The 20,423-nt window shown below is 40.3% G+C and carries 20 protein-coding genes; 6 read left to right on the top strand and 14 right to left on the bottom strand.

The window, feature by feature from the left end:
• Window positions 1-300 (top strand): hypothetical protein (locus tag DU53_RS12295; RefSeq protein ID WP_235599739.1); only part of this gene is annotated, 300 nt, incomplete at its 5' end.
• Window positions 301-356: 56 nt separating this feature from the next.
• On the opposite strand, the gene DU53_RS06455 is transcribed toward DU53_RS12295, so the two are convergent.
• The 14 genes from DU53_RS06455 to DU53_RS06395 form a co-directional block, all read right to left on the bottom strand.
• Entirely contained in the window at window positions 357-1,280 is a 924-nt protein-coding gene (locus DU53_RS06455) for an MJ1477/TM1410 family putative glycoside hydrolase (RefSeq protein ID WP_015868552.1), read from the bottom strand.
• Window positions 1,281-1,920: 640 nt separating this feature from the next.
• The gene (locus DU53_RS06450) at window positions 1,921-3,690 is read right to left on the bottom strand and encodes a glycosyl hydrolase (protein ID WP_161484766.1); all 1,770 of its coding nucleotides are present in this window, start codon (window positions 3,688-3,690) and stop codon (window positions 1,921-1,923) included.
• A gap of 50 nt (window positions 3,691-3,740) precedes the next feature.
• The gene (locus tag DU53_RS06445; RefSeq protein ID WP_063728100.1) at window positions 3,741-4,907 is read right to left on the bottom strand and encodes an ABC transporter permease; all 1,167 of its coding nucleotides are present in this window, start codon (window positions 4,905-4,907) and stop codon (window positions 3,741-3,743) included.
• Window positions 4,900-5,649: an ABC transporter ATP-binding protein gene (locus DU53_RS06440; RefSeq protein WP_063728098.1), complete on the bottom strand. Its 750-nt coding sequence runs from the start codon at window positions 5,647-5,649 to the stop codon at window positions 4,900-4,902. The genes DU53_RS06445 and DU53_RS06440 overlap by 8 nt, the downstream gene beginning before the upstream one ends.
• A 41-nt stretch (window positions 5,650-5,690) precedes the next feature.
• Window positions 5,691-6,221 carry an N-acetyltransferase gene (locus DU53_RS06435; protein ID WP_082853855.1) on the bottom strand — a complete coding sequence of 177 codons (531 nt, stop codon included), beginning with the start codon at window positions 6,219-6,221 and terminating at the stop codon, window positions 5,691-5,693.
• Window positions 6,218-6,835 (bottom strand): NUDIX domain-containing protein, encoded by a 618-nt coding sequence (locus DU53_RS06430; RefSeq protein WP_063728096.1) that lies wholly within the window; start codon window positions 6,833-6,835, stop codon window positions 6,218-6,220. Before DU53_RS06430 ends, DU53_RS06435 begins: the two co-directional genes overlap by 4 nt.
• Before the next feature lie 124 nt (window positions 6,836-6,959).
• A complete protein-coding gene (locus DU53_RS06425) occupies window positions 6,960-8,264 on the bottom strand; it encodes a S9 family peptidase (RefSeq protein ID WP_201030017.1) in 1,305 nt (434 codons plus the stop codon).
• A 13-nt stretch (window positions 8,265-8,277) separates the two neighbouring features.
• Window positions 8,278-8,964 (bottom strand): PD40 domain-containing protein, encoded by a 687-nt coding sequence (locus DU53_RS12505; protein ID WP_201030016.1) that lies wholly within the window; start codon window positions 8,962-8,964, stop codon window positions 8,278-8,280.
• Window positions 8,965-9,091: 127 nt separating this feature from the next.
• Window positions 9,092-9,607, bottom strand: a complete 516-nt coding sequence (locus DU53_RS06420) for an HAD-IA family hydrolase (protein WP_161484765.1) — start codon at window positions 9,605-9,607, stop codon at window positions 9,092-9,094.
• Between the two features lie 51 nt (window positions 9,608-9,658).
• Window positions 9,659-10,555, bottom strand: coding sequence for a hypothetical protein (locus tag DU53_RS06415; protein ID WP_063728095.1), 897 nt, complete (start codon window positions 10,553-10,555; stop codon window positions 9,659-9,661).
• Window positions 10,556-10,576: 21 nt separating this feature from the next.
• Window positions 10,577-11,749, bottom strand: a complete 1,173-nt coding sequence (locus tag DU53_RS06410) for an MFS transporter (RefSeq protein ID WP_082853852.1) — start codon at window positions 11,747-11,749, stop codon at window positions 10,577-10,579.
• A gap of 23 nt (window positions 11,750-11,772) precedes the next feature.
• Entirely contained in the window at window positions 11,773-12,297 is a 525-nt protein-coding gene (locus DU53_RS06405; RefSeq protein WP_063728094.1) for a GNAT family N-acetyltransferase, read from the bottom strand.
• A gap of 648 nt (window positions 12,298-12,945) precedes the next feature.
• On the bottom strand, window positions 12,946-13,866 hold the full coding sequence (locus DU53_RS06400) for an SIS domain-containing protein (protein WP_015868542.1): 921 nt from the start codon (window positions 13,864-13,866) through the stop codon (window positions 12,946-12,948).
• Between the two features lie 20 nt (window positions 13,867-13,886).
• Entirely contained in the window at window positions 13,887-14,783 is an 897-nt protein-coding gene (locus tag DU53_RS06395) for a MurR/RpiR family transcriptional regulator (protein ID WP_201030015.1), read from the bottom strand.
• A 167-nt stretch (window positions 14,784-14,950) separates the two neighbouring features.
• Between DU53_RS06395 and DU53_RS06390 the strand changes: the two genes are divergently transcribed.
• From DU53_RS06390 to DU53_RS06370, 5 genes are all read left to right on the top strand, one after another.
• Window positions 14,951-15,670, top strand: coding sequence for an N-acetylmannosamine-6-phosphate 2-epimerase (locus tag DU53_RS06390; RefSeq protein ID WP_015868540.1), 720 nt, complete (start codon window positions 14,951-14,953; stop codon window positions 15,668-15,670).
• Window positions 15,667-16,980: an FAD-dependent oxidoreductase gene (locus DU53_RS06385; protein WP_015868539.1), complete on the top strand. Its 1,314-nt coding sequence runs from the start codon at window positions 15,667-15,669 to the stop codon at window positions 16,978-16,980. The genes DU53_RS06390 and DU53_RS06385 overlap by 4 nt, the downstream gene beginning before the upstream one ends.
• Before the next feature lie 28 nt (window positions 16,981-17,008).
• Window positions 17,009-18,250 (top strand): sugar ABC transporter substrate-binding protein, encoded by a 1,242-nt coding sequence (locus DU53_RS06380; RefSeq protein ID WP_015868538.1) that lies wholly within the window; start codon window positions 17,009-17,011, stop codon window positions 18,248-18,250.
• A 107-nt stretch (window positions 18,251-18,357) separates the two neighbouring features.
• Complete coding sequence (locus tag DU53_RS06375; protein WP_015868537.1) at window positions 18,358-19,584, top strand: carbohydrate ABC transporter permease; 1,227 nt, start codon at window positions 18,358-18,360, stop codon at window positions 19,582-19,584.
• The gene (locus tag DU53_RS06370; protein WP_015868536.1) at window positions 19,581-20,414 is read left to right on the top strand and encodes a carbohydrate ABC transporter permease; all 834 of its coding nucleotides are present in this window, start codon (window positions 19,581-19,583) and stop codon (window positions 20,412-20,414) included. Before DU53_RS06375 ends, DU53_RS06370 begins: the two co-directional genes overlap by 4 nt.
• Window positions 20,415-20,423 lie beyond the last annotated feature (9 nt).

The following is a 20,423-nucleotide window of genomic DNA, read 5'->3' as shown; positions in this document are numbered from 1 at the left end:
GTGAGCAGCTTCGCGTGGGTGGGCCCAGCTGCGCTGGGGGTACGCCTGACTACGTCAGGGGTGTGCACTCCTTCGGAGTGGGTAAAAACTGTCATTCTGGAGATGTTTTATCCAGAATCTTATTTTCTTAAGTACGAGATCCTGAATCAAGTTCAGGATGACAGGTCAAGAAAATGGGGACAGTCCACTGCGGTACAGACGAAGTGCTGGACTACGTCCAGGAGGCTTGCAGACGCTGATGAAAAGCCAAGAACCGAGATCCGAGAAATCGAGAAGGCGAAAGAGCTGCTTCGCAGTTGATGTGCGCCTGCGATGGGACAGTATCCGATTTCTTCAACATTTACGAACAGGTCCAACTATTTAATTTCAAAGATTACCGTCACGATTTCATCCAGAGCTCTGTTTTTATTGGCAGGATAGGGAATATATCCTCTTTTTCTCGCCTTTTTCACATAATCTCCTACTATATTCATATCCGGATTTTTTGGATCATATACATAATCCACGCTCAAGACGAATTTACCAGCTGTTTTGATTCGGTCTAAATACTCGATTCTGTAATCACTCTCTTCCTGTACGATTATGTTATCATTATCATCAGTTGTGTAAGAAAGGTCTTCGACACCTATCCCAGAAATCGTATCCAGATAACTTCCGTCATCATCACATTCGAGAATATCCTCTGCATTCTGTGGAACAATTAAAAAGCCCGGAACTTTTTCTCTTGTATATTTTGCTATTTCTTCCACAAATTCAATCATCTTCTCAGCAGCTTCTTTTTCACCAAGCTCGTTCATTTCCACTGACCAATAATAGTATGCGTCAATTATATCCAGATAAATACCAGAAAAACCTTCCTCAATAATTTTGTCCAGGTACTCAAAAACAATCTTCTTCCATTCATCGTACCAATACCTTACTTTATAATTTCCCTCCCATTCCGGATTTTCTGGTCCAAGCCAGTCAGGCGGATTTGTTCGCCAATCTTCCTGCCAGTAAAATCTGTAGTCTTCAGCCTCACCGATACTTATATAACACAAAGGAATGATTCCCTTTTCTTTCAATTTACTAATTTCTTCCTCCGAGTATCGCCCATCTTCGGAACCATCTCTCGAATAATCAGTTACCAGATAATCGAATTGATGCTCCAGAACTTCCTTTATGTCCATTTCAACCAACTGATAAAGAAAATATTTATTTTCTGCTTCTGGCTTGAAGCACGCTTCCATCAAGAATACTACAATCAGCATCAAAATTGGAAGTAAAACGGCTCTTTTCACTTTTTCACCTTCTTTTGAACCATGAAACGGCTTAAGCGCGGAACTTCGTTCCGGACGCTTACGAGGCTGACGCTCACGACATTGTCAGCTGATGGAGCGATGCTTGCAAAGCTGTCAATTGGTAAACTCGCTTCGAAGAGCAGAGATCGTCATCCTGAACTTGATTCAGGATCTCGTACTTAAGAAAATAAGATTCTGGATAAAACATCTCCAGAATGACAGTTTTTACCCACTCCGAAGGAGTGCACACCCCTGACGTAGTCAGGCGTACCCCCAGCGCAGCTGGGCCCACCCACGCGAAGCGTGCTCACCAGCCGCACAGCGGCCCTCTCGGTTCTCGGACTCTCGATTCTTACCAGGAGTTCGGGTCAATCCCGAAGGGATTCGCGTCCGCTGCGAAGCAGCCTTCTCGGACTCTCGGATCTCAAATCTCGGCTTTTCATCAGCGTCTGCAAGCCTCTGTCTTCGAACGTCGCTCCATCAGCTGACAGCCTTGCAAGCGTCTAATGTTTTCTATCTCCGCAGGAGTGCGCCTCACTGGCGTAGCCAGTCGCACCGAATCTCGCTAATCTCCACTCTCCAACATCCAGTATCGCTCGTTGGCTCTTTCGATTCCCGGATCTCAGATCTCGAATCCCGATCATTTTGTATAATCTTTCCTATACACAACCTCAAGTTTTTCGTTCAGATATAAAAGAGTGATGGATAAGCCTTCTATTTTTATTCCGCCTTCCATGGGTTCGACAGATATCCCGTTATCAATCTTTCTCAACAACAATTCTTTTGGAGAAGAATCATAATTTACCACAACAGCAACTATAACTCCAAGGTCCTCATTTGGAGAAAATACGATCTTCAATTTCGACACTTTGTTTTCAACGGGAATATATCTGTCGCTAAAGTCTTTGAATACAGAGTAAACACGGGTAGTTGGTTTGAAATCTGTATATCCGTCTTCGATATTCAACAGGCTCAAGGTTCCATCATTTACGATTCCCCACAGCTGTATCGACCAGAGCTCTTTCTCAATTCCTGTTATAAACGCTGCGGCTGCCCAAAGAGCTGCTTCGAATGTGGAAGCGTTACCAGGTCCTGAAGAGTTGAAGTCATAGGAGGTATTGCATTCGGTAATGGCAATAGGGATATCTTCAAGCCCGTATTTCCCGAGAAGCTTTCTCAGCTGGTCGATATAAACCGGGAATTCTTCTATGTTCTCAAGCGTTCTTTCTGCGCTTTGGGAACCATCAAAGGGATAGTAGTGAATCGAGAATATGTCGATCAAATCTCCGTTTTTTTCAAGGAATTTTTTCAACCAGGAATCATACTGCGGAAGGTTTCCAATTGTAAAATCCGGTCCCACTATTTTGATAAAAGGAGCTCTTTCTTTTATTTTTGAGACCTCTGATCTATATCTGGAATTGAATTCTTCAACGGAAACATTTTTCCCCATTATTACAGGATAAATATTTGCCTCATTCGAAAAGGATACGAATTCTGTCTCAGGAATAAATGCCAGAACTTTTTCGAGTTGTTCTTCAACGGGTTCATCGGTAAAATATCCTAACTGTATCAGCGGTACAACACCCGTATAATCTATGAACTTCTTAAAGAGTTTCAGATCCTCTGGTTTTCTTTTCTCCTTATCTCTGTAAATTCCACCCCAGCGCATCATTTCAATCGCTGAGTTTCTCACAAAACCGAAAGTTTGCTTTATATAAGCTTCCGACCAGTAGTTGTTGCCAAAAAGGTAGGGAGAAATCTTTCTGCTTTCGTAATCGAACTTACCGGCAATCTTTTTTGACGGAAAGTATTTGAGATTATAAATCGTTGACCCCATAAACTTCCCGACAACAGGTTCACCCGAAGCGTCGAAACTGTACTCACCTTCAAGTCCCATCGATTTTACTTTCATTCTATAAACACCCACATTTACTTTCCCAATCTCTGTGTCAACAGTAATCTCATTTTCATAGTCGTATTCAAACTCAAGAACCTTTCCGGAAAACGGATCGAGCTCGTTATAAGTAAATCGGTCCTTTCGGGATGCTGTATTCTCCTTCAAGAACTGAAAGGAATTAATTGGGGAGGTTCTGAGAAAATCCGCCGGAAGAATGATGTGATCAATTTGTTCCTGAGAGAGGTACCCACCATCGATCAGTAAAAGGTCATTGAAGCTGGATGAAAAATCAAAGCGTCTTTCTAGCTTTAGCTTTGTAACCTTGTCATTCTCAACCCAGGCTCTTGAATAAACCACAGGATTGGGACTTTTTCCGGGGATAATAATGATGTCCTTTCGGATTTCAAGCTCTCTGGCTGCATCGTGATGAATAGATGAATAAAGGGAGAACCCCGCAGGGTTCTCCACAACGATATCTGTAGCATAGCTCCCTACTGAGAGAATTATAAACACCAGTAATATTAGTCTTCGAAAAACCACTTTAAGCTCCTTTCCTTTGGGCTTTACTCGCTGCTTTCCAATATTCTTTCCGAATTGAACAATTTCGCTATGGCATATATTACAACACTTGTAACTGCTATATTGCTCAAAAGCATTACAAGGAATTTTGTGAGTTCAAACCGCGCTATTATAATGTCCTTCATTACGAATACGCTATTCAGCATTGGTATCAGATACATACTCAATTGTTTGGAAGGATCCATTTGCATTGTTGATATCCCTAGTACCGGAACACCAATATAAATCGGCATAATATACGTTCCAGCTTCTTTCATACTTTTGGCAAAGCTTCCAAGTAAAACAATTATGGAAGAGGCAAGAGCTGAAACCGTAAGAATGGTGAACAAAAGACCTAAAGTCTTTCCAGGAGTAAATGCTGCGATATTCATTGGCAGAGCTCCACCCAAAGAGTCGCCAAGGATTTTGAAAGCTATCATAAAACCAATAACGGTAGAAACACTATTTATCAATCCGGTGGACATAACATAAAGCACTTTTCCAAGAGCTATCGATGTCCGCGAAACCTGATTCACAAGAATCGGTGAAAGCGTGCCTCTCTCTTTTTCACCTGCTGTAGTAGCAAGTCCAATGTTCATGGACCCAGAGAAGATATAGATAAGAATCAGATACGGAAGCATGACTGCAAGAAAATCAGTCCCTTGAGCTTCTTTTGGAGCCATATCCACATCAGTAATATCTATAGCATCAAGGTCTTTGAGGTTAAGGGAATACTTGCTCAAACGCTTTGCCACTAGCAGCTTTTCGTAACTATTCAAAGCTGTTTTTACCATCTGTGAAGCGAAGCGCGATTTACTCGAAGTTGAGTTGTAATAGATTTTTGCGGTCAATTTATTTCCGCTATGATCGAATTCAACAATTATAGTATTATCTGAATCACTAACCACATTATAGTTATTCACATCAAACTCTTCAAAATGAAGCATTTGCGATAGGATCATCTTAAATTCTTTATCCGGAAGATTTACAAATCCAATTCTATAAACCGTCTCAGCTACCTGCTTTTGTTGAACAGAACCAAAGAAACCTATAGCCATAAATATCATTGGCATAAGAACCATTGGAAGAATAACAATGGAAAATACCGTTCTTTTATCTTTGAACAAGCTCTTGAATTCTTTTTTGAATATGATCAGTGCATCCTTAAACATCTGCAAGTTCCCCCTCTCTTTCGGCAACAGCAAAGAAGATGTCCTCAAGATCGTTCATTTGATACTTTTCATAGAGGTTTTCCAGATAATCATTTTCTACAAGCTTTCCTTTAAGGATTATCCCCACTTTATCGCAGAGTTTTTCTGCAACCGACATGATATGGGTGGAAATAATGATCGTTTTTCCTTGCTTTTTAAAATCCTTTATAAACTCCGTTACTGTCCTCGCGGTTATTATATCCAGACCGTTTGTAGGCTCGTCGAAAATAATAACCTGAGGATCATGAATCAGGCTGATGGCTATCGCAGCTTTCTGTTTCATACCGGTTGAAAGTTTACTTACTCTCTCATCCAGGAAATCTTTCATGCCAAGGTATTCTGCCAGTTCCTCGATTCTTTTTTCGACCACATTTCTATCGATGTGATTTAGATCGCCAAAAAAATACATCAATTCCCGGGGTGATAAGCTACCAGCTAATTTCATATCACTTGTAAGAAAGCCAACTCTTTTTCTGACCTCTCTGGCATCTTCCACAGTGTCGTAGCCAAAGACGCTTATTTTTCCGGAATCAGGTTTAAGAAGCGTTACAATCATTCTCAACGTTGTTGTTTTTCCAGCACCGTTCGGTCCCAAAAGACCAAAAATCTCCCCTGGAACAGCTTTGAATGAAATCCCATCAACGGCTTTTACCGTTCTTTTTCTGCTTTTGAAGGTCTTATGAACCTGAGAAACTTCGATCATTCTTCGTTACCTCCCAATCTACTTCTCTTTAAAATAACTTTTTACCTCAACTTTTTATCCATTTCCAACCTTACTTCATGTTTTTCTACATCCGAATTTGAATAGCTGGATAGATCAAAACCACAAAGCTGGAAGCCACAACTTTCATAGAACTTTATAGCAGCATAATTTGATGTCTGTGTTTCGAGAATCAACCTCCTTGCCCCTTGAGATCGAGCAATTTCTTCAGCTTTCTTCATAAGGGCCGTGCCAATCCCCATTCTCTTAAATCCTTTCCAGACATAGAGATCCCATATCCGCACCGAACCATCATGAATGCCTCCAAATTGTATGATCCCCGCTTCTTTTCCATCAACCTCAGCAACGTATATCAGGGTATCCTCTTTGTAATTGTCCACTAGTTTTTCCATGTGTACTTTCCTGAACGTCTCTTCAAATCTCTTTAATTCCAAATATATTTTCCAGCCATTGCTTTCTCTACTGACTTTAATGTCGAAGTAATAATCGCTCTCATATTCAAAGGTCACGACCCTATCTTCCAATTCTTTACGATCAACCTCTTTCAATATCATATTTTTTCTCCTCTTCGGCTTAAAAATCGGATCACTTTCCCAAAGGCCGCTGCAGTACCAAGCGGAAAAAGCTTGGTACCAGCGCTTATCTTCCCGCGAAGGACTACTCCTCCCTGTTCCAATATTTTTTCGATGGATACCTTTTTATCTACATATTCCGCTATTTGCTCTTTTTTCAATCCAAGAAGGGCACTTACTTCCCAGTAATTCAGCTCACCTATATCCCCTTTGAGCTCTGCAATAAAGATTACGATGTAATATAGTTTCCCCGCTTTTGGGGTACCCCCGGGGTGAACCATTTCGTATATCATCAGGGGTGTTATTTCTTCATAAAGAGATAATTCAATGATTTGTCCGGTATGTTTAAGATAATAGGTCTTTTCCGAATTGAGCAATTCAACTTCAGTACCGATCTCTTCTATTGCTTCACGAACGGCAGCCTCGACAAAACTTTCGCTTGCTTCGACATGTCCGCCTATTCCGGAAAAAAACCTTTCTCCGTTGAGAATATTATGCTTTTCACCAGACACCTGAAAAATGTAGTGCGGACCGACTTTTATTAGCAGCCCCGCACCTTTTTCAGAATCGTAAGGGATGAGATCATCCAGTTTCAAATTTATTTTCCTCCTGCGAATTTCGTTTTGTACACAACTTCACCTGTATAAACATTACCGCATCTATTATATTCAATTATAATCAGAAAGTGAAGTAATTCACAAAATCTCCTTTCTCTACGAACTAATCATTCAAATGATCTTTCAGGTAAAATCCTTCCATTGGTTCGCCGAGCAAATAATGCGAAAACCAGATAAGATTTTGTTTCATAATCGCTCTTGCGATTCCGGGCTTATGAATGCCATGACCCATTCCCTTAAAGATAACGAGTTCCACAGGCACTCCCATATCTTTAAGACCCTGATAAAGTTTATAGGCATTGGGAGCGGGTACGCGCTGATCATTATCGCCATGCTGTATCAATGTTGGGGTGCTGGCGTTCTTTATGTATGTCATTGGAGAAGTTTTTTTATAGATCTCTTCGTCGTTCCAGGGTGTTTCACCGAGGAAATACACCGTGAAATTATGAATATCTGTAGCACAGTAATACGTTATCCAATCGCTTATCCCGGCACCAACAGAAGCAGCTTTGAATCTGTTACTGTATAAAGAGCAGAAGGCTGTTATGTATCCACCCTGGCTCCAGCCCATTATACCTATTCTTTCTGGATCTGCAATTCCCTTCTCAATGAGATAATCAACTCCGGACATGATGTCAGCATAATCACCAATTCCAAGGTTTCTGTAATTGAGCCTTCTGAATTCTTCTCCGTAACCATCACTTCCCCTATAATTGGGTTCAAGAACTATGAACCCTTTTTCCACAAACTGTTCTAAAGGATACGCTTTACTAAAAGTTGGGATATCAAAGGATAGCCACGTTGGACCACCGTGCACTATCAGAAGCAACGGGTATCTCTTTGAAGAATCAAAATCCGGTGGGGTTGACAGCACGCCCTCTATCTCCACACCGTCAAGACTTTTCCAGCGTATAAGCTGCTTTCTGGAAGTCAGTCTTTCTTTGTAAATCTTTCCTTCGTTAGTTATCTTTTTGCCTTCAAGATATATTTCAAAAGGTTTTGTTGGTGTTGCTTTTATGCAAACCAGTTTATCCGTGTCTTCTGACACAGCAGACCAGGAAACCGTCGAATTATCGTCTGTCAGAGTTTCAATCTTTCCATCAGGATTCAAGAACCCGACCTTGATTCTTGTACCTTCTTTCCAGCTTATGTACAACCCCTTCTTCGTGTAAGCTACAATTTCGATGATGGAATCAACATCTATATGTATCTTCTCCCTTTTTCCAGTTTCCAGATCGAGTATCTCCAGGGGATTGTTTGATTGCCACGGGTACTCTTCTTTGGTAAGCGTATATGCCAATTTCCTGCCATCTGGAGAAAGGTGAAAATCTGGACCGAGCCTTGAAATACCGAGCTTCTCAATCTTTTTGCTTTCTAAATCAAATACATAAAGTTCCGATTCCTCCATGTTGTTTGCTGTGCTAGGAGGCGGAACAGCAATAAATAATACCCGTTTGGAATCTGGTGTTATTGCAAAATTGACTATAATAAGATCCTCCGGAACAAAAAAGTTTTTCTGCTAAATCTTCAGTTTCAACTTCTTTGTCATCTTGACCCTTTCTCATATCTTTAGGAGTTTTCAAAGTTTCTTCAAACTTCGAAATAGCCTTATCGATTGAAACGTAGTAAAGACATCTCGTTCGATATTCTTTATCCACATATTCAAAATCACCGTAGAGTTCTTTCCTTTTTTTGATTGCTTTATCCTCAGGGGTACTGAGATAGAAGAAACCCTTTCCATCTGGAGACCACCTGTAAGAATCCACTCCATCAGGTGCACTGGTAATTTGAATTGCTGCTTCTTCAGGGGAACGTTTGACGAAAATCTGCCTCTTCTTCTCACCGCTTTTTCCAGCGTTTGAAAGATATGCAAGCATGTGTGAATCCGGAGACCACGAAGGCACTGTACTCTCTGTTTTGAAGTCAGTTATCGGATAAGAAAAATCTTTTTCCGCATCATATACCCATACCTGGCTTCGAAATTCATTATCATCCCAATCGGTATTCATTTTGATATAAGCTACTCTATTACCTGCGGGATTTATAACAGGGTTTCTGAGTAGTGGTAATGAAACCATCTCTTCAATTGTGAAATACCTGTTTTCCATTCATTTTCCCTTCCCTTCGCTTTTAATGAGCTCATACAGCTCTTTGAAAGACGTAATTTCGATATCCGGCACAACGTCGATTGAAACACCAAATTCGTTGAAATAGCAGGTCTTGACTCCACATTTTTTAGTCAGCAATGATGTCGAGAGCACGATCACCGATTGCCAGGGTTTCTTCTTTTCTGAGATTGTATTTTTTAACAATGTAATTGAAAGCCTCGGGATCTGGTTTTCTCGCAAAACCATGATCTCTGGTCACGATCTCCGTAAAAAGTTCCGTTATCCCATAGTAGTCCGTAACCTTAAGGGTAGATTCCAGATCCCGATGCGTTACGATGAAGTTCATGCCACCACGATCGATGATGAGTTCGCAAATCTCTTTGGTGTAATCATACAGTGGGCGCTCTGTTGGTGAAGCTTTCTTTGAAAGCTCCACGAATTTTTTCTCCAGAGCTTCACCCAGTCCAAATTTCTCCGCGTAATACTCAAGAGCGTAACCAAGAGTTTTCTTAACATTCCAGAGAATCTCTTCTTCGGCAACCTCATAGCCGAAACCTTCCAATGCTTCCTTCATTGATCTAACAATGGAAGGATAGGTATCGCATAAAGTACCGTCAAAATCCCAAATCGTATTTTTGAACATGCTCAATTCACCTTCTATTCGGTCAGGGGTAATAACACGCATTGCCGCTCGTTAATTACTTTTCAGATACCACACGTAGTTGTTCAACACAGCCTCCCATACGGGATTTTTTTCATCGTTCATTTTTTCCCGTTTTATCAGGCCACCTTTGTATTCAACCAGAAAGTAGAAATCATACTTTCTTATATCTTTTCCATCAAGATCAAAGGAGACACTACGGGAACCGTAATAAAAATCGTAGTTAGAGACTTTAAGATTTTGAAAAAAGGAAAGTTCCTTTACCTTTGTGCTATCTTCGTATACTACTACTTTAGCCGTTTTCACCTGCAACTCTTCAAAATAGGCTTTAATACCCATGTCAAGCCTAAATACCAGTTCTGGTACTTTTTCTCCTTTTGTACTGTTGATTAAAAATTCAGGTGTAACTTTACAAACCTGTGGTCTGTAATAATGCTCCAGAACCTTAAATTCCTGACTCGATATTGTGGTTCCGTCCTTTTCAAAAACAACCTGATATTTGTACTCCTTTTCAGGAGCGAGACACAATTCCGCGGTATAAAAGGTCCCTTCCAGTTTTGTAAGCTCTATCTTCTGGTACAAATCACTTCCCTCTTCGTGAAGAACAAGATAAACTCTTTCATCTTTATCCACTCTGGAAAATGACAAACGACAGTCCAGTATTACATGCTCTTCATCAAATCCACGAAGTTTGAACTCAGTTCCCATGATCCGATTTCCAGAATTGTTTTCAGAATACAACTGAATTCTTCCCAAAGCGGTATTTACGGAATGCCGCAATCCCTGTAATTCCGATTCCAATCTTGAGATATTGGATACAACCATTCCAGAGAGGACTTGAGATAAATTCCAATTTCTGTAAAGAAACACACCATTGAGGATTACCATAATAAGCATAAGAACGCAGAGAGCAATATTGAGTTTTTTCACCTCAAGCACCTCCAAATTTCTCTATGAATTTGCTTTTTTAGCTTTTTGTTTTTTTCGCAGCAAGTACAATGCTAGCGTTCCTGAAGCTGCAACAATTCCAACAAACAGATAACTTGGTATCGTTCCCTCTTTATCCAGCATAATTCCAACAACGGGCGAAAGAATTGCAAAACTCAGGTTTGAAACAAGACTCACTGTGGATATCACCGTTGCCCTGTATTTATCCTGGATCTGGTGGTTTATATAGAAATTCATCGTTGGTCTGTACAAACCTCTCACGATCTGCTGGAGCGCCAGCAAAGCTATCGCCCATTTTGCCACAAATATAATGGGCAAAATGAAGCTCAGCGCCATAAGGGTACTCAGGCCGAGTAACACCCGTCTGGGTCTTTCATCCGAATAACGCCTAACAAGAAAGTGAGAGCTGAAAGCTGCAACCATATTGAAAAAGAAGAAAACTATCCCATACCATGCGATATCCAGATCCACCTGTGCAAAATAGGGTTGGTACATCCAGTAACCAACTCTTACAATGAAACCCATCAACGCTGCAAAACACACAGCCCATAATATACGCGGGGTTTTGAAGGCTATACCAAAGCTTTTTAGGATGTGAGCGGTATATTTGTGTTCACTTTTCTCGCGCTCCACCTCAACAAATGCCAGAGCTATCAGGGATGCCGTCAAAAGGTTTACAAAGCTAATCCAGAACGGGAGAAAATGATTGTATTTGTAAAGGAACCCGCTTAGAACAGCGCCCACTCCTTGCCCAATGAAGATATACGATGCGGCGTTACCTTCCCTGCGTTGATATTCTTCTTTTTTCCCAATCTTCTTCAAGCTCTCAAACAAAAGAGCTGAATCAGCTCCACTGGCCAGTGTCAAACCAAGCCCGAACAATACTTCCGCCAGGGCAAAAACATAAAAATTTCTGAAAAGTATATAGAGTAGTGTCGCGATGGCCGCAAATACCCCTGAAAGGAAAAGAGAAATTTTCCTTGAAAATTTATCCGCAATGGCACCAGTAGGCACTTCAAATACAAATACCGATATAGCTGCTATGGACTGAAGCAGCATAATTTGAGAGTAGCTCAATCCCTTGAAGAGCATAAAGGGAACCAATATTGGCCCTATTATAAGCATATTTATGAAAAACCTGTAAAGAGGATAAACAACAAGATTTCTTTTAACCAATTGTTTTCCCTCCCTTACCTAATTCAGGGTTTGAAGTATTCTTCAGCAAGAATACTCATCATGAGGACGTCGTGGTATCTCCCATTCGAAAAAACGGCCTGTCTCTGTCTCCCTTCTAAAACAAAACCGCATTTTTCGTACGCCCGGATTGCACGTTCATTGTAATCGAAAACCCGGAGATATACTCTGTTCAGATTAAGTTTACGAAAGGCATACTCCAACATGAGCTTTGTAGTCTCTGTCCCGTATCCTTTCCCCCAGTATTTTTTGTTGAATATGCCTGTGCCAAATTCAGCGCACCTGTTCACCCAATCTATATTCATGTATCCAGTAACACCTATTAATTCGTCATCGGTAGTTATCGCAAGGTTGACTTCGTTTGAGGATGACGAATGGTTTTTTATCCAGTTCTCTTCCATGAACTTGTTTATCGGGAAAACCTGTAACAGGTACTGTCTGAGTTCCGCGTCGTTTATTAGTGGCACAATTGTTCGAGCGTCTTCTACCTCCAAAGGTCTGAGTACGACTTTCTCGCCCTTTAATATCATCCTTATCCCCTCCTAACGAAACGAATTTAATATAAACCATCACTTCTTTTACTACTTAAACAATCGCTTTCATCCGAGATGAAAGAATCTTGATCTTCTTCTTCATAAAATGACTACTTATATAGCAATTAAACTGGAATTGAATTTATGAAATTATGGATGTATAAAACAAACGCTTATAACAAAAAAACAACCATGCAAAACTAAATTTCAAAAGATTTATTGGTAATATAGCATTATTGATTAAAAAAATCAAGTATATAGCTTAAAAAATATAATCAAACCTCAAAAAATATCTCATATCTGAAGTGATATGAAAAGCAAACAGGTTTTCTAAGTCTATTTATAAGAAGTGCTCAAAAGAAGAATCTTTCATGCAAAGAATCTGCAATTTATATATACGATTCATCGATGGACATTTGTTTGTGTAAAGGCGATAATTTTTAAATCCACAAAATAAATATTAATCTTTTCAACATCATAGCCAAAAAAATGAGAGCAGTAACATCAATTGAAAGACTCAAGGAAAGCATAATCAAATAACAAACAAGCTCCCGTTCTTAATTCCGGGAGCTCGTTTGTCTCAATACCAACTATCAACTAACTACTGTCAACTATAAACCGCCAACTAACAACCAAGCACTATTGTTACAACTTCACCGATTTTGTAAGATTTTTTGGCTTGTCCGGATTCAAGCCAAGAGAAACTGCTTTCTTATACGCAAGATATTGTACTGGCAATATCCTTACCGGCGTTTCAAACCCGTCTTGATATGGAATCTCTATATCACCTTCTTTACCAATATAAACCACGCCTGCTCCCATCTGCTTGAGTTCTTTAGCAAGTTCGACCTCGTACGCGGTGTCTTTAGAATACATAACAACAAGTGTCTTTTCAGTAAGCGTGGCCTTTGGACCGTGTCTGTAATCCAAAGGTTCGTGGAACTCCACCCATTGAAGGGCCATCTCTTGAACCTTAAGGGCGCTTTCTTTAGCGAGCCCATAAAGTTCGTCAAATCCCAAAAATACAAAATGACTGAATTTTTTCAGCTCCAACCTATCAACATATTCAAAGGACTTTCCCAGGAACCCTTCTATCCCATCAATGGAGTATCTCTTAATTCCGCGCAAAATCATGTAAAGAATCGTTGAAAATGACCCTGTCATGACGACACTTTCTTCGTCTGCGAAGGGCAGCTCTATGTTTTCCTCACAGGTCTTTGAAAGCTCCGCATCCTTCGCACAAACAATGCTGATCGTGTATATTCCCCTCTTTTTTAACGCTTTTGCAGCAAGCACTGTCTCGGTAGACTCCCCTGTACGAGATATAAAAAACGCAACATCCGCTTCTGGAAAATCTCCTAAAGCAACTATCTTTCCCCCGGTCACAACATCTGCCTCATAACCGTTTTTGTTAAGCATTTCCGCCGCTATGTATCCGAGATTATATGAAGAGCCGCAACCAACAAAAAGATAACGCTTTCCTTTTTCAAGTTTGAAAGGAACAGATTCAACCTGCTTCAAGAGCTCCGGAGTTCTCTTTATTTCGCTCAAAGTAACGTTTTCCATAAGCACCTCCAACCATCTTTTTAATATATCCACTTTGCCACCGAATCAGCTGTTCTTTCTATAAATTTTCTACCTTTTTCTTCCATTCTATGGAAAACCGCAGTAAATAATAGTTCAAGAACATAGAGTTGTGCTATTTTCGATCGCAAAGCACCACTTTCAAACGGTGACTCACGGGTTGGCGTCAGGAGAACATGATGAGCAAACCGCGCTAAAGGTGATCTGGCATATCCTGTTATGGCAATCACGGTTGCACCACCTTTTCTGGCTATGTCTGCTATGTCCACAATCTCGAGTGTACTGCCACTTTGAGATATAGCCAGCAAAACATCGCCTTCTCTCAACTCAGATGCAATCATTGCCTGTATATGAGCATCATGCGATGTCTTACAATTGAGACCAATCCTCATGAATTTGTAAAAGGCATCATGCGCTGTGTTTCCAGAAGCTCCCACACCAGAAATTAATATGGTTCTGGCAGTTAAGATCTTTTCTACACAGGCTTCCAGTATTTCTTCTGAGATGAATTCACTGGTATTTTTAATAACATCTATGTGCCTCTGGGCCACATAATTTTTGAGACTGGAAAGATCTCTGGAATTAAAATCAAACTCAGAAGACGAAAAGCTCTCTTGATTTTCAGAAACCGCCAAAGCAATCTTAAAAGGATGAAAGCCCGTATAACCAAGTTTTTGACAAAATCTGACTATCGATCCCTCACTAACTTTAAGAATATCTGATACTTCCGTAAGGGACATGTAAACCACTTTCTGTGGATTTTTTACGACAAATGTGGCTATCTTTTTCTCTGTTTTTGTAAAGGAATCTTTCAGCGTTTCTATTGTCAGAAGAACATTTTCTTTTCCCTGCATGTTGCTCACCGCCTTAATGCGTATTCTCCACAATGATAATATCACACCTCAAAAATGTAAAGTCTAACAAAACAAAGCATAAGCAAGATTTTTGGTGATATTCATGAACATTCGGTGCTAATACATCGTGAGATGTTCTCAAAAATTATTTATCATTTTGGAGAAAATCTCCATTCGTAGTATTATTAGCTCGATAAGTCGAGGTGATTCGTTTGAAGACAGAATTACTTGAAAAATTAAAAAGTGGATTGATAGTTTCATGCCAGGCCTTTGAAGGTGAACCTCTTTACGGGGATGGCATCATGGTTCGAATGGCCAACGCCGCTGTAATAGGCGGAGCAAAGGCCATAAGAACGAATGGAGTTAAAGACATTAAACAAATAAAAGAAGCTCTGGATGTCCCTGTAATAGGGATTATAAAGAAACATATAGAGGGTTATTCGGTTTACATTACCCCCACTTCCAAAGAAGCACTCGAGGTCCTTGAAGCAGGCGCTGATATAGTAGCCCTTGACTGCACAAAAAGGCCGAGGCCTGAGCCCTTAAAGGATATTTTCGAAAATATAAGAAGTAATTATCCAAACGCGTTGATCATGGCTGACATAGCAACTGTCGAAGATGCTGAATTTGTAAGCCAATTATCACCGGATTTTCTTGCCACAACACTATCTGGTTATACCAAGGAAACGCGTAATAGGCCTAAACCTGATATTGAGTTAGTCAAGATTCTGGCAGAACGATTCAGTATCCCTGTTATAGCTGAAGGTAATTATTGGGAACCCTCACAGGTGTTAGAGGCAATGAAAGCCGGAGCTTTTGCCGTTACCATTGGCAGCGCTATAACCCGACCACATTTGGTTACTGCTAGATTCAATAAATTTATTCAGAATTGGACTAAGAATAAGGGATTGTCGGAGGTTCAAAGAAAATGAAGTTAGAAAGAGATGTTGTAATTGTCGGTGGAGGAATCGCCGGCGTACATGCAGCGATAGCATGTGGAAGAGCTGGTTTGAAAACGACATTAATTGAGCATGGTTCTACTATTGGTGGCCTTTCTACCATGGGTCTAGTAAATCCTTTCATGAGATATTGGCTCGGCTCCGAAAAACTTATTGATGGTATTTTTGGCGAACTTCTCGATAGACTAAAGGAAGAAAATGGGCTTTTAATAAACTCTTTTGATTCTGAAATAATGAAAGCTTGTATGCTAAGCATGCTTAAAGAAGCAAATGTAGAAGTGGTTTTCAACACAATTCCTATTGAAGTCAAAACAATAGAGTCAATTTTGAAAAGTGTGCGTTTTTTCACTTCTCTTGGAACATCTTTCGAAATGGAAGCAAGATACTTTGTTGATTCTACGGGAGACGGCTCTCTAGGATTTCTTGCGGGTGCAGAGTATTTTAGCGGTGATTCAAATGGTATAAATCAGGCAATGACCGTTATGTTCACAATGTCCGGTGTTGATTTTTCGAAAGTAATCGAAGATATAAGAAATAACCCTTCGAATTTCTTCAGCTGGGTTTCGCCAAAACAAACTATTATCTCTGTTGCCGGTTATTTTGACGAAATAGAACAAGCAAAAAAGGATGGCCTGGAAAAGCTTCAGGATTATTTCTTCTTTATCCAGCTTCCAGGCGAAAGCAGGGTAACTGTAAATACCACTCATGTATATGATTTATCGACAACCAATCCCTTCGATGTTTCACTTGCAATGGTAGACTGCACCGAACAGGCTATGGTTCTAAAAAAGTTCGCTAACAGATACATTAAGGGGTTTGAAAAAGCAAGGATAGAGAAAATAGCTGACGTTGTTGGCGTTCGAGAAAGCAGAAGAATCAAAGGACTATATGAATTCTCAGGGGTTGATGTTATGTCACATAGAAAATTTGAAGATGGGGTAGTGAAAGCTTGCTACGGCATAGACATTCACAATTCTCCCGATGTTGATGATAATGAAAAAACATTTATTCCAGCATACAAAGATTACTATGAAATTCCTCTCAGGTCATTGATAAGTGCAAATTTTGAAAATCTGGGCATAGCTGGAAGATGTTTTTCTTCTGACTTTGCCGGCCACAGTGCCGCAAGGATAATGCCAACCTGTGCGGGAATGGGACAAGCAATAGGTGCTGCAATTTCTTTAGCATATAAAAAATCATTACCACTTAAAGACGTGAACGCAAAAAACGTCAAAACAGTACTTAAGACTATCAGTAATAGATCTTTTCCAAACTACCCCTGATTTTGGGGAAACTCGGGAGGTGCGTACTATGAAAAAATGGTTAGTGCTTGTGTGTGTGGTGATGCTTACCACTTTCATAATGGCAAAGAATGTGACCATCGAAGTTTGGACCCTCTCATTGAGCCCAACCTTTGACGACTATCTTAATGCTGTCGTTGAAAGTTTTGAAAAAGCAAATCCTGGCATCAAGGTTAACCTTGTAGACATACCTTATGGTGCAGCACTCCAAAAATTGCAAGCTGCTATTGCCGCTGGAAAGGCTCCAGACGCTGTTAATTTAAATACCCCCTGGACAATAGACCTGGCAGCTATGGAAGCTCTTCAACCAATCGATAATTACGTTACGGAAGTTGAAAAGTACCTTTATTGGGAAAAATTGTGGAATGCTACAGTGATTGATGGAAAGTCTTATGCCGTTCCGTGGTACGGCAGTCCTATGGTTCTGATATACAACAGGCAGATTTTCGACGAAGCAGGTCTTGATCCCGATAATCCACCAGAAACTTTTGAAGAAATGCTTGAGGTATCGAGAATAATCAGAGAAAGAACTGGTGTATACGGATTTGAACCTAACATCAATGGATATATGGATTTAATTGCAGAAGGAGTACCAATGGTTACCCCGGATGGCAAGAAAGCTGCATTTAATACCCCTAAAGCAATTGAAAAACTCAAATGGTATCAAACTCTTTACAATGAGGAACTCATACCCAGATCACTTGGTGGCTACATCGCTGGTAAGCAAGACTATTCCGCTGGTAAGATTGCCATGTATCCTGTTGGAATAACAATGCTGAAGCATATCCAGGTAAACAGTCCAAGTATTTTTGCGGTTACCGATGTTGCACCACATCCGATAGGAGACGGAAAAATCTTGAAGAATTCTATCATGAATTTCTCTATTCCAGTTAATGCCAAGCATCCAAGAGAAGCTGTTAAGTTTGTACTGTGGATGACTTCGCCCTATTGGCAGATTCAATTCGGTCGATATGCGACCATACTTCCCTCAACCAAGATCAGCTACGATTCTGACATATGGTTCATTGAAAATGCTGAAACTGATCTACTCATCAAGGCTCAGGTTATGGCCGCTAAAGCTTCCGGTTATGCCGCTGATATAAGCAGAATACCTGGGCTTGACCCAGAAAAACATGGCGAATTCACCAGAATACTGAACGATTACTTCGTGAAGGCTATTAAAGGAGAGTATACAGCCGAAGAAGCTCTTGCAAAAGCTGAAGAAGAAATCAACAAGCTCCTTAAAAAGTAGTTGATGATCAAATTTGACATGGGGGGATTTCCTCCCCCCGTGTTTTAAGTATGACTTCCGTTGAGGTTTTTCGTAGAGAGTTTCTGGACTTTTTTGGGAGGGATCTTGTGAGGACAGTTGCTTTTATCGTAGGAATTTTGACCTGTATTTCTCTTTTTGCTCTAATAATTGGTTATGTACCTATTACCCCTGTCCAGTGGAGCAAATTTTCGGAAAGTGTTTCAAGCGGTGAATTATGGGGGGCAATATTTATTGCCGCTGCTTTTTGGAGCAGTATTTTTGGAATAATCACAATATTCCTTTTTAGAATATCAAGCGGGGTCTTGATGATTGTTTCTTCGCTGTTGTTGGTTCTGGGAACTGTAATTGCTGGTAAATATCTAGAATTCAACCCTTTTTATTTGTATCTTATCGCTATCTTACTTCTTATAACAGGTTTTCTCACCATCATATCTAATATGAACAAACGCCAGGCTCAAACATACATAATCGCTTATAGCTTTCTTTTCTTACCGCTTCTGTTAATGGGGATATTTACTTTTTATCCTCTAATCAAAGGAGTAGTATTATCATTTGCGGAATATAATATGTTAACAGGTAGAACAAAATGGATAGGTCTTGAAAACTATAGGGAAATCTTTCAGGATAAATATTTCTTCATTTCACTAAGGAACACTTTCAAATATTTGATTGTAGTCCCTCCCATACAGTTCTTCTCAATTGTTCTTGCTGTTCTTGTTAATCAAAAGCTTCCCGGTATAAAGCTTTTTAGAACTCTTTTCTACATACCTGTTATAACAGGTGCGGTTATCGTATCTCTGACATGGAGATGGATATACGCTGAAGATGGTCTTTTGAACTATATATTGATGAATTTGCATGTAATAAAGGAACCGGTCCTTTGGCTGACAGATAGAGGTGTAGCTCTTTGGGCAGCAATGTTCGTAACCTTCTGGCGAGGCCTTGGGTATTATATGGTCATTTACCTTGCAGGGTTGCAGAATATTCCTAACGAACTATATGAAGCAGCAGCCCTCGATGGTGCCACAGGAAAAAAGAAATTCTTTTACATCACGTTGCCCCTATTGCGACCGTCTATACTCTTGTGTTCAGTTCTTTCAACTATGGCTGCTTTCCGTGTGTTTGAAGAGATATTCCTCCTGACCAGGGGAGCAGCTGATACATCAACTCTGGCCTATGAAATATACGACAGAGCTTTTGTGAGATACAACTTTGGTGAATCAGCGGCAATAGCTATTGTGCTCTCAATGATGATCGCCGTGTTTACGGTGATTAACTTCAAATTCTTCGGCGCAGGGAGAGAAAAAACATGAAGAAAATAAGTACAAAAAGATTAGCAAAGTTTTTATTCTCCTACACAATTCTGATTTTACTTGCTGTGTTTTTTGCTTTTCCATTCTTCTGGGTGCTTTCAACCTCTCTAAAAACAGCTGTGGATGTATTCAGCTGGCCGCCCAAATGGATACCCAACCCACCAACTCTGGAGAATTATCAAATGGTTCTCAAAAAACTGCCTATACTCAGGTATTTCCTAAACACATTGATAATAACGGGAATGGGTATTCTGTTTAACGTTGTTCTTGCTGCATTAGCCGCTTATCCGCTAGCGAGGTTGAATTTTAAGGGTAGAAACCTTATATTTGCAATAATACTTTTGCCAATGATGATCCCCATGCAAGGGGGGCTTATAGTCAATTTTATTACTATAATCAAATTACATCTATACGATACTTTTCTGGCAGTTGTGTTGCCTGGAGCGGTCTCAATCTTCGGGATTTTCTTAATGAGACAGCATTACCAGTCCGTCCCCAAGGAGCTAGAGGATGCTGCAAGAATCGATGGTTGCAATGAATTTCAGCTATGGTGGAAAATCATGCTCCCCATGGTCAGACCTGCCATCACCGCACTTGCAATATTCTCATTTGCAGCTTATTGGAATGCATTCCTCTGGCCATTAATCGTTTTGCAAGACTCCAACAAATATCCTTTGCAAGTGGGCCTATCCTATCTTAGTAGCACCTTCGAAGGAAACTTCAGACAAATATCCGCAGGTATTATTATCGCAGCAGTGCCCATTTTGGTTTTCTTTTTCTTCACCCAGAGGTTCTTTATTGAAGGTTACCAGGGTGCTTTAAAACAATGACAAACGAGG

The sequence above is a fragment of the Kosmotoga sp. DU53 genome (genome assembly GCF_001639905.1).
Lineage (GTDB): Bacteria > Thermotogota > Thermotogae > Petrotogales > Kosmotogaceae > Kosmotoga > Kosmotoga olearia.
The sequence above is the reverse complement of the archived record's forward strand: the minus strand, read 5'-3'. Positions and strand labels throughout refer to the sequence as shown.

What these genes read in the sequence shown, in the direction of transcription:
- DU53_RS06445 (WP_063728100.1), bottom strand. Translation starts at nt 4,907, where the DNA reads ATGTTTAAGGATGCACTGATCATATTCAAAAAAGAATTCAAGAGCTTG.
- DU53_RS06440 (WP_063728098.1), bottom strand. Translation starts at nt 5,649, where the DNA reads ATGATCGAAGTTTCTCAGGTTCATAAGACCTTCAAAAGCAGAAAAAGA.
- DU53_RS06435 (WP_082853855.1), bottom strand. Translation starts at nt 6,221, where the DNA reads ATGATATTGAAAGAGGTTGATCGTAAAGAATTGGAAGATAGGGTCGTG.
- DU53_RS06425 (WP_201030017.1), bottom strand. Translation starts at nt 8,264, where the DNA reads ATGGAGGAATCGGAACTTTATGTATTTGATTTAGAAAGCAAAAAGATT.
- DU53_RS12505 (WP_201030016.1), bottom strand. Translation starts at nt 8,964, where the DNA reads ATGGAAAACAGGTATTTCACAATTGAAGAGATGGTTTCATTACCACTA.
- DU53_RS06420 (WP_161484765.1), bottom strand. Translation starts at nt 9,607, where the DNA reads ATGTTCAAAAATACGATTTGGGATTTTGACGGTACTTTATGCGATACC.
- DU53_RS06405 (WP_063728094.1), bottom strand. Translation starts at nt 12,297, where the DNA reads ATGATATTAAAGGGCGAGAAAGTCGTACTCAGACCTTTGGAGGTAGAA.
- DU53_RS06400 (WP_015868542.1), bottom strand. Translation starts at nt 13,866, where the DNA reads ATGGAAAACGTTACTTTGAGCGAAATAAAGAGAACTCCGGAGCTCTTG.
- DU53_RS06385 (WP_015868539.1), top strand. Translation starts at nt 15,667, where the DNA reads ATGAAGTTAGAAAGAGATGTTGTAATTGTCGGTGGAGGAATCGCCGGC.
- DU53_RS06380 (WP_015868538.1), top strand. Translation starts at nt 17,009, where the DNA reads ATGAAAAAATGGTTAGTGCTTGTGTGTGTGGTGATGCTTACCACTTTC.
- DU53_RS06370 (WP_015868536.1), top strand. Translation starts at nt 19,581, where the DNA reads ATGAAGAAAATAAGTACAAAAAGATTAGCAAAGTTTTTATTCTCCTAC.